This window comes from Candidatus Desulfofervidus auxilii (assembly GCA_030262725.1).
Lineage (GTDB): Bacteria > Desulfobacterota > Desulfofervidia > Desulfofervidales > Desulfofervidaceae > JAJSZS01.
Map to the genome: position 1 here is coordinate 1 of JAJSZS010000026.1, position 16,171 is coordinate 16,171.

The 16,171-nt window shown below is 33.4% G+C and carries 14 protein-coding genes; 10 read left to right on the top strand and 4 right to left on the bottom strand.

Features of this window, described 5'->3' with window-relative positions; all coding sequences use genetic code 11:
* Positions 1-260: 260 nt before the first annotated feature.
* Both LWW95_10275 and LWW95_10280 read right to left on the bottom strand, forming a co-directional pair.
* Positions 261-677 (bottom strand): type II toxin-antitoxin system VapC family toxin, encoded by a 417-nt coding sequence (locus LWW95_10275; protein MDL1957410.1) that lies wholly within the window; start codon positions 675-677, stop codon positions 261-263.
* The gene (locus LWW95_10280) at positions 656-931 is read right to left on the bottom strand and encodes a type II toxin-antitoxin system Phd/YefM family antitoxin (protein MDL1957411.1); all 276 of its coding nucleotides are present in this window, start codon (positions 929-931) and stop codon (positions 656-658) included. Before LWW95_10280 ends, LWW95_10275 begins: the two co-directional genes overlap by 22 nt.
* A gap of 303 nt (positions 932-1,234) precedes the next feature.
* Here LWW95_10280 and LWW95_10285 point away from each other — a divergent pair, with 303 nt between their 5' ends.
* The 10 genes from LWW95_10285 to LWW95_10330 all read left to right on the top strand — a co-directional run bounded on the left by LWW95_10285 (position 1,235) and on the right by LWW95_10330 (position 14,558).
* On the top strand, positions 1,235-2,188 hold the full coding sequence (locus tag LWW95_10285) for a PhoH family protein (protein MDL1957412.1): 954 nt from the start codon (positions 1,235-1,237) through the stop codon (positions 2,186-2,188).
* Entirely contained in the window at positions 2,160-4,577 is a 2,418-nt protein-coding gene (locus LWW95_10290; protein MDL1957413.1) for an HDIG domain-containing protein, read from the top strand. The genes LWW95_10285 and LWW95_10290 overlap by 29 nt, the downstream gene beginning before the upstream one ends.
* Positions 4,558-4,884 (top strand): rRNA maturation RNase YbeY, encoded by a 327-nt coding sequence (gene ybeY, locus LWW95_10295; protein MDL1957414.1) that lies wholly within the window; start codon positions 4,558-4,560, stop codon positions 4,882-4,884. Before LWW95_10290 ends, ybeY begins: the two co-directional genes overlap by 20 nt.
* 60 nt (positions 4,885-4,944) lie before the next feature.
* Entirely contained in the window at positions 4,945-6,279 is a 1,335-nt protein-coding gene (locus LWW95_10300; protein ID MDL1957415.1) for a M23 family metallopeptidase, read from the top strand.
* Positions 6,280-6,281: 2 nt separating this feature from the next.
* Entirely contained in the window at positions 6,282-7,046 is a 765-nt protein-coding gene (locus tag LWW95_10305) for a TatD family hydrolase (protein MDL1957416.1), read from the top strand.
* A 214-nt stretch (positions 7,047-7,260) separates the two neighbouring features.
* On the top strand, positions 7,261-8,466 hold the full coding sequence (locus LWW95_10310) for a (Fe-S)-binding protein (protein ID MDL1957417.1): 1,206 nt from the start codon (positions 7,261-7,263) through the stop codon (positions 8,464-8,466).
* Positions 8,467-8,468: 2 nt separating this feature from the next.
* Entirely contained in the window at positions 8,469-9,230 is a 762-nt protein-coding gene (locus LWW95_10315; protein ID MDL1957418.1) for an electron transfer flavoprotein subunit beta, read from the top strand.
* A 10-nt stretch (positions 9,231-9,240) separates the two neighbouring features.
* A complete protein-coding gene (locus LWW95_10320) occupies positions 9,241-10,203 on the top strand; it encodes an electron transfer flavoprotein subunit alpha/FixB family protein (protein ID MDL1957419.1) in 963 nt (320 codons plus the stop codon).
* Entirely contained in the window at positions 10,200-12,539 is a 2,340-nt protein-coding gene (locus LWW95_10325; GenBank protein ID MDL1957420.1) for a 4Fe-4S dicluster domain-containing protein, read from the top strand. The genes LWW95_10320 and LWW95_10325 overlap by 4 nt, the downstream gene beginning before the upstream one ends.
* The gene (locus LWW95_10330) at positions 12,540-14,558 is read left to right on the top strand and encodes a CoB--CoM heterodisulfide reductase iron-sulfur subunit A family protein (GenBank protein MDL1957421.1); all 2,019 of its coding nucleotides are present in this window, start codon (positions 12,540-12,542) and stop codon (positions 14,556-14,558) included.
* On the opposite strand, the gene LWW95_10335 is transcribed toward LWW95_10330, so the two are convergent.
* Both LWW95_10335 and LWW95_10340 read right to left on the bottom strand, forming a co-directional pair.
* Entirely contained in the window at positions 14,534-15,658 is a 1,125-nt protein-coding gene (locus LWW95_10335; GenBank protein MDL1957422.1) for a hypothetical protein, read from the bottom strand. The two genes, LWW95_10330 and LWW95_10335, sit on opposite strands and share 25 nt — an antisense overlap.
* A 10-nt stretch (positions 15,659-15,668) precedes the next feature.
* Complete coding sequence (locus LWW95_10340) at positions 15,669-16,088, bottom strand: hydrogenase iron-sulfur subunit (protein MDL1957423.1); 420 nt, start codon at positions 16,086-16,088, stop codon at positions 15,669-15,671.
* Positions 16,089-16,171 lie beyond the last annotated feature (83 nt).

A 16,171-nucleotide genomic window follows, 5' to 3' on the forward strand; every position in this document is an offset into this window, starting at 1 on the left:
ATAAAGTAAAGGTTATAAGCACATACCTCATATTAATTTTTTAACATTCTAGAAAAATTATATCAACTATTTTGGAACAAATTTTGCTGTAATTTTAATTTTGATGCTGAAAAACATAAGATCCAAGTGTTATTTGGAATGCACCTCAAAATAGTGGTTTCATTGAGGAATGGGCTTAGGCTATCCCTCCACGGGGAGATAAAAAATGAGGGCATTTATCTATTTGGGTATCTTTTTTGGCTTAAAAAAGCCAAAGAATGTTACTCCTTAACAGATATAGTTGGGACAGAAGGGCTATTAAGTAAATCCTTGTCTGCTGTTACCAATAGCAAGTCATAAACAACTGCAGTAGCTGCCAAGAAGCAATCAACTGGGTCCTGATGGGGAAGATCAATAAGTCGGCTTTGAATTACTACATCATGAGTAAGAGGAGCTTCTTGGAAAGGAATCTTCTGCAATACTTGCTGCACCCAAATAACTGCATTGGGCCTAAGTACTACACGACCTCGCTCGGCAAGGATCAATACCTCCCAGATAACAATGGGTGAGAGCCAAAGCTCATTGTTCTTGTCTTCCAAAGCAGCCGCTACCTGCGGATTTAAGTACTTTGGCTCAAGAAGGCTCCACAGCAAAATGTGTGTATCTAAGAGAAGCCTCATTTCTGAAAAACACTCCATTCTTTTTCAGAGACAACCGGACTCAGAATGTCTCCTAAGATCTGTCCTGTTCCGCGGAAAGAACCCAGCCATGAATCTGGACGCTCCTGGGGTGGGGGAGGAAGAACCTGTGCAATAGGCTCTCCCTGACGAGTCACTAAAATAGGCTGGCCAGTCTGTTTTACTTGGCGCAGCAGAAACAAACATTTAGCCTTAAATTTGGAAATCGGAATACGCTCCATGGTTTCCTCCTTGACTTTATAAAAATTTACCATAGTCAATGACTATGGTCAATATTAAAGGTCTCCAGGCAGTGTGATAACATGAAAAAGTTGTGCACCTTGGTAGTAATGGATTTTTAGGAAAAAGATGGGAGGATAACCTATAAAAAATTTTACACAAAATAATTGACACTACCTTTTAATTTCAAACATTGCGCTCTTTGAAGGAGTGTGATATATTGACAAAGGGGTTGAAAGGAAGCCCCTTTTTTTATTAAATGAAAGGAGGTTAAGAACTTGGCACTTCCAGCAAAAGAAAGACATAGTGCTACACGAATATTTGAAAATATTGGAGCAATGCGTAGTCTTTGTGGAGAAAGAAATTTTCATCTTCATATTCTAGAAAAAAACTTAGATGTTAAAATAAATGTCCGTGGTAATCAAATAACTATTGAAGGTGAAAGGTTAGATGTAGAATTAGTTGATAATCTTTTAGGACAACTTTATGAGTTAATAAGACAAGGTTATCCTCTTTATCCAAGTGATATTGAATATGCTATTAGATTATTACAAAGTGATGCTAATGCGCAACTAAAAGATATATTTATGGACACAGTTTATATTGTTTCACGTCGTAGGATAATTACTCCAAAGACAAAGGCTCAAAAAGAATATATAGAAGCTATTAGAAAATATGATATTGTTTTTGGTATTGGCCCAGCTGGTACAGGTAAAACTTATTTAGCTATGGCTATGGCTATATCTGCTTTAATGCGTGGTGAAGTCACACGTATTATCCTTACACGACCAGCAGTTGAAGCAGGAGAAAGGCTTGGTTTTCTTCCTGGAGATATTTATGAAAAAGTAAATCCATATCTTCGTCCCCTTTATGATGCATTGCATGATATGTTAGATTTTGACCGAACTACTCGCCTCTTGCAAAAAGGTGTTATAGAAATTGCTCCCCTTGCTTTTATGAGAGGACGTACTTTAAATGATGCCTTTGTTATATTAGATGAAGCTCAAAATACTACATCTGAACAAATGAAAATGTTTCTCACTCGATTGGGTTATAATGCTAGAGCAGTGGTTACAGGTGATATTACACAAATAGACTTACCTCAAGGAGTACCTTCAGGATTAATTGAAGCTAAAGAGATACTTGAGGGAATTGAAGGTATAAAATTTGTTTATTTTGATAAAACTGATGTTATTAGGCATAGACTTGTAAGAGAAATCATTCGAGCTTATGAAAAATTGGAAGAAAAAAAATCAAAAAGGTATGTTAAACTCGGAAGAACCAACGAATAAATGGAAAACATTTAGAAAACTTTATTACCCAAAAATTTTCTTCTTTAAATCTTGGATAACTCATCCTGCTTTTGTACGATTTTCTTCTATTTTGCTCGTCAGTTTGATTATAAGTTTTATACTTTTTCCTCACCTTTTACTTCCTCCTAAACGTTATCATTTAGGTGATATTGCTGAAAGAGATATTAAAGCAAAAAGAGACTTCTTAGTAGAAGATATAATCACTACTGAAAAGCATCGGAAAGAAGCAATGGCAAAAGTGCCTTTTGTTTATACATTTGATGAAAAAATTTGGCCTGAAGTTAAATCTAAGATTCAATTTGCCTTTGAACAGATGCGTAGAATATTAGAGGAAAATAGATTAAGACAACTTGCACAAAGTGCTGTAGAAACAGTGAAAAAGGAAACCCATACCCCTCAAATCATTCCTGAAGAAAAAATTCATGAAGCCTTTGAAAAAATAATGGGACTAAATTTAACCCCACAGGAATTTAAAAGTTTGAGAAAAGAAAATTTTTCAAATCAATTAGAAGAGGCTCTTTGTGAAATTTTAGAGCCTGTATTTAAAAGAGGTATTGTTAAAGACAAAACTCATATAAGAGAAGTGCCACATGGTATTCTTCTAATATTTAGTAAAACAAAAAAAGAACAAAGGGTTTATAACCCAGAAAGACTTCTTAGTATAGAAGAAGCAAAACAGGAAATTGCAACAATAAAATATAACTTTTATGGGAAAATAGAAAAAGAAGCAGTAAATACTCTTTCTAAAATTGCTCTTTCGCTTATTAGGCCAAATGTTTATTATAATCCTGCTGAAACATTGGCTAGAAAAGAAAAAGCAGCTCAAAATGTAAAACCTGTATTTTATCAAGTTAAAAAAGGAGAAATGATTGTTCGAGAAGGAGAGAAAATAAACCGACTTCAACTTTTAAAACTTAAAGCACAAGAAGAGACTATGTCTTTGAAACAATCTTTGTTTCTATTTGCTAGTATGAACATATTAATTTTTCTTTTTATGTGGACAAATAAAATTATATTACAACATCTTCAAAGATTCTTTTTAAGCTCTTATCGAGGTTTTTTCTTTTGGCTTAGCAATATTCTCTTTTTCTTTCTTTTAAGTCGAGCAGGATTAGAAATAGGCAACCTTTTTGTCCAACGTTTTTCTATCTTTTCTCCTTATGCTTTTGCTTATGCCCTACCCACAGTAGGAGCAACAATGTTAAGTGTACTCTTTACTCAACCTCAAATAGGTATAGTAATTGGTGGAACAATGGCAGCACTTGTAGGTTTTATGTTAAAATCACCACTATTTTTCTGGTATTTCCTTGTAGGAAGCTGGTGGGTAGCCTTTAAATTAAAACATTGTCGTCATCGCATCAAATTAATAAAAACAGGCTTACAATTAGGAATAATTCAAACAGTTATGGCATTAGGTATTTCTATTTTAGAAGGAGAAGCTAGACTCTCTTCATATTTTTTAAACCTCTTTTTAGCAGGACTAGGAGGATTAATGGTAAGTGTAATTGTGCTTGGTTTAACACCTTTAGTTGAAACTATTTTTAGTTATACAAGTGATATCCGCTTATTAGAACTTGCTAGTTTAGATCAACCTCTTTTAAAAGAACTTATGGTTAAAGCACCTGGTACTTATTTACATAGTGTGATTACTAGCCAAATGGCTGAAGCTGCAGCTGAAGAAATTGGTGCCAATCCTCTTCTTGTTAAAGTAGCAGCCTATTACCATGATATTGGTAAATTAAATAAACCACTTTATTTTATTGAAAATCAAATTGGTATTTCAAACAAACATGACCGTTTAAATCCTTCCATGAGTGCTTTAATTATTATGTCTCATGTCAAAGAAGGTGTAGAATTAGCTAAACAATATCGTTTGGGAAGTGAAATCATTGATATTATTAAACAACACCATGGTACTAGTCTTATTACTTATTTTTATCATAAGGCAAAAGAAAGAAACCCAGAAGTAAAAGAAGAAGATTTTCGCTACCCTGGACCAAAACCTCAGACAAAAGAAGCAGGCTTAGTAATGTTAGCAGATGCAGTAGAGGCAACTTGCCGTTCTTTAACAGACCCTACACCATCTCGTATTCAACAAACAGTGCAAAAAGTTATATCAAATATTTTCTTAGATGGACAATTAGATGAGTGTGAACTTACTCTAAAAGATATGCATAAAATTGCTGAAAAATTTACTAAAGTGCTTACTGGCATATCGCATCCACGTATTGAATATCCAGAAATCTCTAGAAAAGAGGATATTGATGAAGGTCTTGGTAAATTTGCCAAAGATAGCACCCAAGGAATTAAAAAAGATCGCACAGAAGTCAGAAGCACTCCTCGCCGCTTTGGGATTATCAAAAGCTGAGTTAAGTCTTGTTTTTGTCAATGATGAAGAAATAAAAGAACTTAATCGAAAATATCGAAAAAAGGACAAACCTACCAATGTCCTTTCATTTCCTATGGGAGAAGGTAACATTTTAGGAGATATAGTTATCTCATGGGAAACAGCACAAAGGGAAGCCAAGGAATGTGGATTTAGTTTAGAGGAAATGATTGATTTTTATCTTATTCATGGACTCTTACATCTCCTTGGTTATCATCATGATCATCCTGAGCATGAAAAAATGATGCATCAACTCTGGAAAGTTTTAGGACATACACCTTATTGGTAGAATTGACTTTTCTTTTCAATCTCTATAAACTCACTTTTAAAAATTTAAAGGAGGTTAATCTTGAAATCAAAAAAACGGACAGTTTTAACGGGTCTTATTTTTATTTTAATTATAGCTGGGATAATAGCTCTTTTTTATTTTGGAGAAAGAAGTGCACCAGAAATCATTTTTACCCCACAACCTGAAAGTTTTTTACCTGCTAGTAAAAATTTTATCATTACTTTCAAAGATAAAGGGCAAGGATTAAAAGAAATTGAAGTATTTATTGAGCAAAATAACAATCATTATCAGCTTTTACGTAAAAATTTTCCTAGACAGAACCATTTACTTAAACATACCATTACTATCACCATTATGCCAAAAAAAATAGCACTTAAAGATGGCCCTGCTTTTCTGGGAGCTTTGGCTTATGACCACTCTATCTGGCATTGGGGAAAGGGAAATTATAAAGAAGTACGTTATGCAGTTATGATTGATACTACACCTCCAATCATTGAAGTTCTTACACGTATTCATAATTTGGCAAAAGGTGGAAGTGAATTAGTTATTTATCGGGCATCTGAACCATTATTAAATCATGGTGTAAGAGCTAATGGTTGGTTTTATCCTGGTTTTCAACGGCAAGGATTGTATCTTTGTTTTTTTGCTTATCCATATAATGGACCTGAGAATGCCTTCTATCGAGTAATTGGAGAAGATAAAGCAGGAAACAAAAGTGAAGGAGGTTTTTATTATCGTCTATTAAAAAGAAAATTTAAACAAGATAAAATAATCATTACTGATCAATTTTTACGAGCAAAAATGCCTGAATTCTGGCATATTTATCCAGAATTGGAAGGGAAATATTTAGAAACATTTATTAAAGTAAATACTGAATTAAGAGCAAAAACAACAGATGAGATAAAAAAGATCTGTTCAACTTCATATAATTCTTTACTTTGGCAAGGTCCATTCCTTCGGATGAGGGGAGCTGAAACATCAAGTTTTGGAGAAAAACGTACTTATTATTATAAAGGGCAAATAATTGGAAAATCTATACATTTAGGTGTAGATATTGCCTCTATTACAAATGCACCAATACCAGCAGCTAATAATGGTATAGTGATATATAAAGGATATTTAGGTATTTATGGAAATACAATTATTATTGATCATGGACTTGGATTATTTAGTCTTTACGGACACTTAAGTAGTTTTAATGTAGAAGTGAACAAACGAGTAAAAAAAGGGGAAATAATTGGTTATACAGGTGCTACAGGTCTTGCAGGAGGAGATCATTTACATTTTGGCATTCTCCTCCATGGAGAATTTGTCAATCCTATTGAATGGTTTGATCCAAAATGGGTAAAAAGCCATATTCTTTCAAAATTTAAACAGGCAGGTCTACTTCACTGATTATGTTTATCGATACACATTGTCATCTAGATATGTTTGAAGATATAAAAGGTATACTAGAAAGAGCAAAAAAACAAGGAATTAATCATATTATTACTGTTGGCATTGATTTAGAAAGTAGCCAAAAAGCAGTGCAATTAGCTGAAACATATGATTATATTTGGGCAGCAATAGGGATACATCCTCATAATGCTAAAATGTTTGATGAAAAAACTTATATTGCCCTTGAAAAACTTGCTCAACATCCAAAAGTTGTGGCTATTGGTGAAATAGGACTTGATTTTTATCGCCATCTTTCTCCTACTGAAATACAAATAAAGGCATTTAAAGCCCAAATTGAATTAGCAAAAAATGTAAAAAAACCTTTAATCATCCATTGTCGAGAAGCTATCTTAGAAACTTGGCAAATTCTTGAAGAAACACAAGCTTTTAATTGTAGTGGTGTTTGGCACTGTTTTCCAGGAGATATTGATTTGGCAAGAAAATGTATAGAAAAAAATTTTTTTATTTCTATCCCCGGAATAGTCACATTTCCTAAAGCAGAAAGATTGCAAAAGGTAGTAAGAGAAATATCTCTTGATTACTTATTATTAGAAACAGATGCCCCTTTTTTAGCACCAGTACCTATGCGAGGCAAAACCAATGAACCTGCTTTTATTTACTTTATTGCTGAAAAAATTGCTTCTTTAAAAAACACCTCTTTACAAGAAGTTGCTTCAAAAACTACAAAAAATGCAATGAAATTATTTTTGCCCTTAAGGCTATAAAAATTAACTTTTGATTTCTTTGCCAGATAATTCCCTTAAACTTTAAATCTTTTTTACTGTGAGTGGTTTTCACTTTTAGGTGAAAGACAATTTTTCAAAATCGCTTTATTATAGCACACTTACGTTTCTTGTATGGCAAAAAGGATTTGAGAATTTTGTTGACAAGCAAATTTTTTAGGTATAATTATAGTCAATAAGATAATTGGAGGCTGATATGGTTCAAACTGATGTAGAGGCAAAGGATTTGTATGAAATTTTTAAAGAAAAAGTATATGGTATGGTTGATGGAGAAAAAATAAAGCAGTGTCTTCAATGTGGAACATGTAGTGCTTCTTGTCCTTTTGGAGAAGGTATGGATTATAATACAAGAAAGATGATAGCAGCTATGAGAATCGGAGATTTTGATGAGATTTTAAGTGGACATGGAATCTGGCTTTGTACATCATGTTATATTTGTACTACAAGGTGTCCAGCAAAGATTCCTTTGACAGATGTTATGGTACCTGTTTTAAGAGAAACAGCTATGCTTTATGAAAAAGGAGTTCCTTTGGAGCTCCAGAAAGCATTAGAGAATGTAGCTAGATATGGCAATCCCTTTGGAGAATCTCCTAAAAAAAGGATAAATTGGGTTAAGGAAACTGGCGTTCCAATAAAAATTTTACAAAAGGATAAAAAACCTGTAAATATTCTTTTAATTCCCGAATGTTTTTGTGCTTATCATCAAAGGGCTAAAAATGTAGCTATTTCTTTAGCCAAAATATTCCATAAATTAAATGTAGATTTTGGTATTATTGGTCCTGATGAAAAGTGTATTGGTGATTCAAAAAGATTGGCAGGAGAATTTGGTTTATTTGAGATGTTAGCTGAATATAATGCCAAACAACTTAAAAAATATAACTTTGATATAATAATTACTCCTGATCCTCATGCTTATAATGCTTTTGTTAATGAATATCCAAAATTAGGATACACATACAAAGTACTTCATCATACTCAATATCTTTTTCAAAGGCTGGATGATTTAAAGCCCCTTTTTAAAAAAGAATTTCCTTATAAAGTAACTTATCATGATCCTTGTTATTTAGGCAGAAGAAATAAAGTATTTGATGCCCCAAGAGAGATTCTAAAATCCATCAATGGTTTAAATTTTATAGAAATGCCAAGAACAAGAGAAGATGCTTTATGTTGTGGCGGTGGTGGAGGAGGAGTGTGGCTTGATAGCTTTAGCAGAAAATACATAAAAGAAAGACCTGCTGAAAAAAGAGTCAAAGAAGCATTAAGTATAGGAGCAGAGGTGCTTGCTGTAGCTTGTCCTATAGATATTACAATGTTTGAAGACGCAGTTAAGGTGCTTAATCTAGAAGGGAAAATAAGAATAATGGATATTTCAGAAATTTTATTAGAAGTTATAGGAGGATAAAAATGAAAATAATTGTTCCTATTAAAATGGTGCCAGACCTTGTGGAAGAATTAGAGATAGATGAGAGTGGTAAGAAATTAGATACCTCCTTTTTGAGATTTATAATCAATGAGGCAGATGACCATGCTATTGAAGAAGCAGTTATTTTGAAGGAAAAATATGGTGGTGAAGTAACAGTTATTGCACCAGATATAGGAGAAGTAGATGATGTTTTATATGCTGCTGCTGCAAAGGGAGTAGATAAACTTATTAAAATTATAGGAGATTTTGAAGAACTTAACTCCCATCTTTATGCCTCTATCTTAACTGAAATAATCAAAAACATGCAATATGACTTAATTCTTACAGGATGTGAAGCAATAACTGACATTGATGGTCAAACAGGTATCTTTTTAGCCACAAACCTTGTTCTTCCCTATATTGGTCTTGTTTCTAAATTTGATAAAAAAAATGGTTACTTTTATGTAAGTAAAGAATTTCCAGGTGGTGTCTATGGTGAATATAAAGTTGAGCTTCCTGCAGTATTGGGTGTGATGACAGCAGAGAGACCACCTAGATATGTACCTGTGGCTAAAATACGAGCAGCCATGAAATCAGCTCAAATAGAAGAAATAGATGCCCCTGAGATTGAAGTAGAAACGGGTATAGAAATAGAAAGGATGTATATGCCAGAAGTGGGTAAAGGAGCTGAAATAATAGAAGGAGAACCAGAAGAAGTGGCAAAGAAGATTGCAGAACTACTTCAAAATAAGGGGATTTTATAAGGAGGAAAAAATGAAGATATTTGTTTTTCCTGAAATTTATCAAGGAGAAATAAAGGAAATCTCATTTGAAATCTTGGGATTGGCTAGAGAAGTAAAAGAAAAAATAGGTGCTGATTTATACGTATTATTAGTAGGAAAAGGTGTAAAGGAATTTGCCTCTCAGTTTGGTTTGGCAGACAAGGTGTTAGTTTTAGATAATGAAAAACTTGAAGGAATTTCTCCTTTTGTTTATCAAAATGTTTTATTTCAAATATTAAAGGAAAGACAAGCTGACCTTGTTCTTTTTGGACACACAAGTGTGGGCATGGATATAGGGGGGTTTATCGCCCTAAAATTAAATCTTCCTATGGTTGCTTTTTGCAAAAATATAAAAGTAGAAAATGGTAATTTGGTTACTACTTCTCTCATCTATGGTGGAAAAATTTTAGCAGATGCTAAGGTTATAAACAATAAAGCTATATGTTTGGTTTTACCAGGCTCTTATCCTGCAGAAAAAGGAAAAGAAGAAGGGATAAAAGAAATAGAGGAGCTTTCTTTACCTGAAATAGAAGAAAAGATTCGGTTTGAAAAATTTATTGTACCTGAAGTAGAAGATGTTGATATTACAAAAGAGGATATAATTGTTGCTGTAGGTAGAGGGATTCAAAGTCAAGAAAATTTGGAATTAGCAGAAGAACTTGCCAACTTACTTGGTGGTGCCTTAGCGGCATCAAGACCTGTAGTTGATCAAGGATGGTTACCCTTAACTAGGGTTGTAGGGAGGTCAGGAAAAACTGTTAAACCTAAACTTTATTTTAGCCTTGGTATTTCAGGTGCTCCAGAACATGTAGAAGGTATGAAAGATGCGAGTTTAATCATTGCTATAAATACAGATCCAAGTGCTCCTATTTTTCAAATTGCTCATTATGGTGTAGTAGGAGATATATTTGATATAGTGCCTGCCTTAGTAGAAGAAATAAAAGCTAGAAAATGATTAAAAAAATTTTTATTTTATTTCTTATTTTGGCTTTTCCTTCTATTTTAAAGGCAGAAAATAAGTGCCTTACTTGCCATTTAGAAGTTGATGCTACGCCTGTAATTGCGTTTCAAAAAAGTATTCATAAAAAGGCAGGAGTATATTGTCAGGATTGCCATGGTGGGAATCCTAAAATAGATGATGAAAGCTCAATGGATAAAAAGTTTGGTTTTGTAGGTGTTCCTGAAGGGAATAATTTGATTGTGGTATGTGGAAAGTGTCATGCTAAAAGAGGGGAATTTGTTAAAGGTTTACCTAATTGTGTTGAATGTCATTCTGCTCATTTTACAAAAAGGGCAGGTATTTTTATGGTAGGAGGAGGTATCTATTTTATTATTTTTACTATTGTTTCTCTTTTTATTTTCTTTGCAGGATTTTTTATAAAATATGCAAAATATAAAAAAGGAAGAAAAGTAGAAATAAAAACCATTTTTAAAAAAGGAGTTTTAAAAGCAATAAAAGAGACATTTACAAATGTAAGTATTTTCTCAAATGATACCTATGCAGGTATATTCCATCTTTTTATCTTTTGGGGGTTTTTGTTACTTTTTATTGGAAATCTTCTTGTTTGGTTTGACAAATTCCTTTTTCAATATTTGCTTCCTAATGTCCAATTCCTTTATGCTGGGTTTTACCGTATCTTTTCATATCTTACTGATTTAGCTGCTTTAATTGTAATGGTAGGTATCATTTTAGTTATTGTAAGAAGATTGTTTATAAAACCAAAGAGACTAAATTATAAAATTATAGGTGACTTATCATCTAAAAAACTCTTAGTAAATGACTGGATCTTTGTCATATTTGTATTTATTTTGGTCTTTGGCGGAATTTTACTTGAAGGTTTTAGGATTTTATTGCATTCTACTTCCCTTAAAACTTATTCTTTTATGGGATTAGGAACGGCTTATTTTCTAAAGGTCTTAGGTGTGTCAAGCCTTGCTTCTGAACAAGTTTATAAACCTATTTGGTGGTTTCATATCATTTCTGCCTTTGTATTTATTGGTTATATTCCATTTTCAAAAGCAAGACATATTATATTAGATTTCTTTTCTATTGCCCTTCATGATGAAAAAGCAGGACGGATATTACCTCCTGCTTTAGAAGGAGAATCTACAGGATATAGTAGTTGGAAAGATTTAACTCTTAAAGAACTCCTTCAATTAGATGCATGCACAAGATGTGGAAGGTGTTATGAAGTTTGTCCTGCAGTTATGGCAGGATTTCCTTTGTCTCCAAGGATGTTGATTCTAAATTTAAGAGAGGCAGTATACAAACAAAAAGAGGATAAACTTGCAGGTGAAGTCATTGCCAAAGATACCTTATGGTCTTGTATGACTTGCTTTGCCTGTATGGAAAGGTGTCCTGTAAAAATAGAACATATTCCTATTATAGTCAATCTAAGGAGGTATTTAGTAGAACAAGGAGAAGTAGATGAAAGGCTTCAAGATGCTTTAATGAGCCTTACAAGAAGAGGGAATTCTCTTAAACAATCAGATAGAATGAGAGCAAAGTGGACTAAAAGTCTTGATTTCAAAATAAAAGATGCGAGAAAGGAAGAAGTTGAATATTTATGGTTTGTGGGAGATTATGCTTCTTATGATCCTATTGTTAGTGAAAATACAAAAAAATTTGCTAAAATTTTGTACAAAGCAGGAATAGACTTTGGTATCCTTTATGATGGAGAAAGAAATGCAGGTAATGATGTAAGAAGGGTGGGAGAAGAAGGACTTTTTGAAATGCTTGTTTCAAAGAATATAAAGATTTTAGAAAAGGCAAAATTTAAAAAGATTCTTACTACAGATCCTCATACTTATCATACGTTGAAAAATGAATATCCAGAGTTTGGTATTAAATGTGAAGTCTATCATTATACAGAGATTCTTGAGAAACTTTTAATGGAAGGGAAACTTCAAGTGAGAAAAAGGCTAAATTATTGTGTGACTTATCATGATCCTTGTTATTTAGGTAGATATAATGGCATTTATGAACCTCCAAGAAATATTTTGAAAATGCTTGGAGTAAAATTTATTGAGATGTTTAGAAATAGAAGCTTGAGTCTTTGTTGTGGGGCAGGTGGGGGTAAAATATGGATGGAAGAAATGAAAGTTGAAGGTGAAAGGCCAGCTGAATCGCGGGTAAAAGAAGCTGTGGCTGTTGGAGCAGAGATTCTTGTTATAACTTGTCCTAAAGACCTTTCTATGTTTAATGATGCAATAAAAACAACAGGTTTAGAGAATAAATTGATAGTTAAAGATATTATTGAATTAGTTGAAGAGGCTATAGAGGAGGAATAAATGAATAAAAAAGAGATTAAAATAGGTGTTTATTTATGTGATTGTGGTATTAATATTGCTGCAAAAGTAAATGTGGCTGAAGTAGTTAAGTTTGCTGAAAAATTGCCAGGAGTAGTAGTAGCTAGAGAATACAAATACATGTGTTCTGACCCTGGTCAAAATTTGATAAAGACAGATATTAAAAATTTAGGTCTTAATAGAATAATTGTAGCTTCTTGTTCTCCACATCTGCATGAACATACCTTTAGAAAGGCTACTCAAGAAGCTGGCTTAAATCCTTATCTTTTCCATATGGCTAGTATTAGAGAGCTTGTTTCATGGGTAACAGAAGACCCTGAAAGGGCAACAGAGAAGGCAAAGGCATTTATTGCAGCAGCAGTAAATAGAGTGAAATATCATGAAATTCTTGAAAAAAAGGAAGTGCGAATAAATCCTAATGTTTTGGTCATTGGAGGGGGAATTGCTGGTATAACAGCTGCTTTAGTTTTGGCTGATGCAGGTAAAAAGGTTTATCTGGTTGAAAAACAACCTTCAATTGGTGGACATATGGCAAAATTTGATAAAACATTTCCTACATTAGATTGTGCTGCTTGTATTTTAACACCTAAAATGACAGCTATAAAGGATCACCCTAATATCACTTTAATGGCTTATTCTGAAGTAAAAGAAGTAAGTGGATTTGTAGGGAATTTTAAAGTTAAAATAAGAAAAAAACCAAGATATGTAGATGAGGAAAAATGTATTGGTTGTTACGCTTGTGTTGAAAATTGTATTTATAAAAAGCCTAAGTTTCCTTCTGAATTTGATGAAGGTCTTGGTTTAAGAAAACCTATTTATATTCCATTTCCACAAGCAGTTCCTTTGGCAGCTGTTATTGACCCTAATACTTGTATTGAATTTAAAACTCATAAGTGTGAGAAAAAGTGTAAAGAGGCATGTGAAAAGATTTCGCAAAGGTTTGCTATTAACTTTGATCAAAAAGAACAAGAGATAGAGATTGAAGTAGGCACAATCATTGTGGCTACTGGTTTTAAAGTTTTTGATGCAAGTAGGATAAGCAGATATGGATATAAAAAATATCCTAATGTATATACTGCCTTGGAAGTTGAAAGACTTTTAAATGCTTCAGGACCTACTTCTGGAGAAGTAATTTTAAGAGATGGATCTAAACCCAAAAAAGTAGGTATAATCCATTGTGTGGGTTCAAGAGATGAAAATTATAATGTTTATTGTTCAAAGGTCTGTTGTATGTATTCTATGAAGCTAGCTCATCTAGTCCGGGAAAGGACAGGTGCACAGATATACAATTTTTATATTGATATAAGGGCTGCAGGAAAAGGATATGAAGAATTTTATAAGAAGATTATGGATGAAGGTACAATTTTTGTCAGAGGAAAAGTAGCTGAAGTTACAAATATCTTTCTCTCAGAAGAAGAGAAAAAACAAGGCAAATTAGTTATTGTAGTAGAGGACACATTATTAGGAAAGATAAAAAGGATACCTGTAGATATGGTTATTCTTGCTGTAGGATTAGAACCACAAAAAGATGCTAAGGAGATAGCAAGACTGCTAAATATATCTTGTTCCCCTGAAGGGTGGTTTATGGAAAAACATCCAAAACTTGCTCCTGTGTCCACATTTACAGATGGTATATTTATTGCTGGTGCCTGCCAAGGGCCTAAAGATATTCCTGAAACAGTTGCTCAAGCAGAAGGAGCTGCTGCAGAAGCTATGGCCTTAATTGATAAAGGTCATATAGAACTTGAGCCAAGCACAGCTATAGTAGATGAAGAAAAATGTACTGGATGCCAGATATGTATGAAGGTTTGCCCTTATTCTGCAATTTCTTTTGATGAAGGAAAGGGAGTTGTTAGAGTTAATGAAGCCCTTTGTAAAGGTTGTGGAGCCTGTGCTTGTGCTTGTCCCTCTAAAGCTATTGAACAGAGGCTTTTCAAAAATGAACAAATTCTGGGAGAAATGGAAGGAATTTTACATTATGGTGCGTATTCTTCAGTATAAGGTTGTTCATATTCTTTAAGTTCTTCCTCCTGATAAGTTAAGTAAGGAATAGGTTCTTCTAAGTCTTTTCCTGGAATATAATTAAAAAGGGCTTGAGTCTCATTTGCAACCAAAGCAAAAAGTCTAGCTACAGGGACAGATGTGGGACAAGCATCCTCACACATTCCGCAAGCCACACAAGAAATACTCATATGGTTCATTCTTCCTAAATGAAAGAGTAAAGTATCAGGCATAAACCTTAATCCACCTTTTCTTTCTGCCCGCAACATATAATCTTCAGGAGAGACTTTAAAAGTATCAGAGTCAAAAAAACATTCTCTACAAAAGCATATAGGGCAAACACGCATACAGTTATGGCAATTAATACAATTGGTAAGAACTGCCATAATTCTCTCTGGCCCTTTTATTTTATGGCGAAATTCTTCAAAAAACTCTTTTCTTTTTGCTAATTTCCTTTCTTTTATCTCTGCCAAATATATTTGCCGATTTTCCAATGTTGCCTCTTCATAACCTAATTCACGTAGTGCCCTCTCTCCTATCTCTGAATGGCTAGTAAGACAAATAGTATCAGGCTCTATACCACCGAATCCTATTTCTATATCAGCTAATTCTCCTGTGAATAAATGACATATAGAACAAAGTGGTCTTGATCCTTCAAGTTCACATTTATTAATAGCTTGCCAAAATATTTCATCCATTTTTTCTTTATCACCATTAAGATAATCCCTTAAAGGAAAAACGCCAGGGCAATCAAAACTAATGGTTAATAAGCCATTAAGTTGAGCTTGTCTTAATTTCACTAATTCTCTTAAAGCCCTCAATTCACAAGGTCGCAAAATGACAGCTGTTACTCCTTTTAATGGCCCTTTTTTCGTAAGCTTTGATACAATTCTTGCTCCTTGAATAGGCATTACAGGCGCTATAGGGTCACAATTATCTAAAATATCAGGCTTCTTAGTAAGAATATAAGCAAAGGAAGTTTTAGTAGGTGTCTTCATGGGCAATAATATCTGAGTTACAATACCTTTTTCTAAAAGAGACTTCATAAATGAAACTATTCCCTTTTTCCTATCTTTTTCTATTTTTATTAACACATTCATGATAAACTCCTTATGTATCCCAACGATTATTAAATGGATTTATCCCCTTTTGAATTATATGGTCATTAAATTCTTTAGCAGTATCCACCATCTTTTTTCCTTCCCCATGTGCTACCCAACGTAACCACACTCTATCACTATCTAATCCAAGCGTATCTAATATCTTTTTTATAATAGCAATCCTTCTTCTACCTCTATAATTACCAAAATTATAATGGCAATCTCCAGGATGACAGCCACTTACAACTACACCATCAGCCCCTTCTATTAAACACCTTAATATGTAAACAGGGTCTAATGCGCCAGTACACATTACCCTGAAAGGACGAACATTTTCAGGATATTTAAGTCGGTAAGCACCAGCTGTTTCAGAGCCTCCACTACCACACCATGCGCAAAGGAAATATACAATCTTTGGTGTAAAGTCCATTTTTTCCCTCCTACTATTAATTATGTTATTTTTATACTTACTAAAATAAAATAAATTATTAATAATAAAATGGGGGCAAGGCA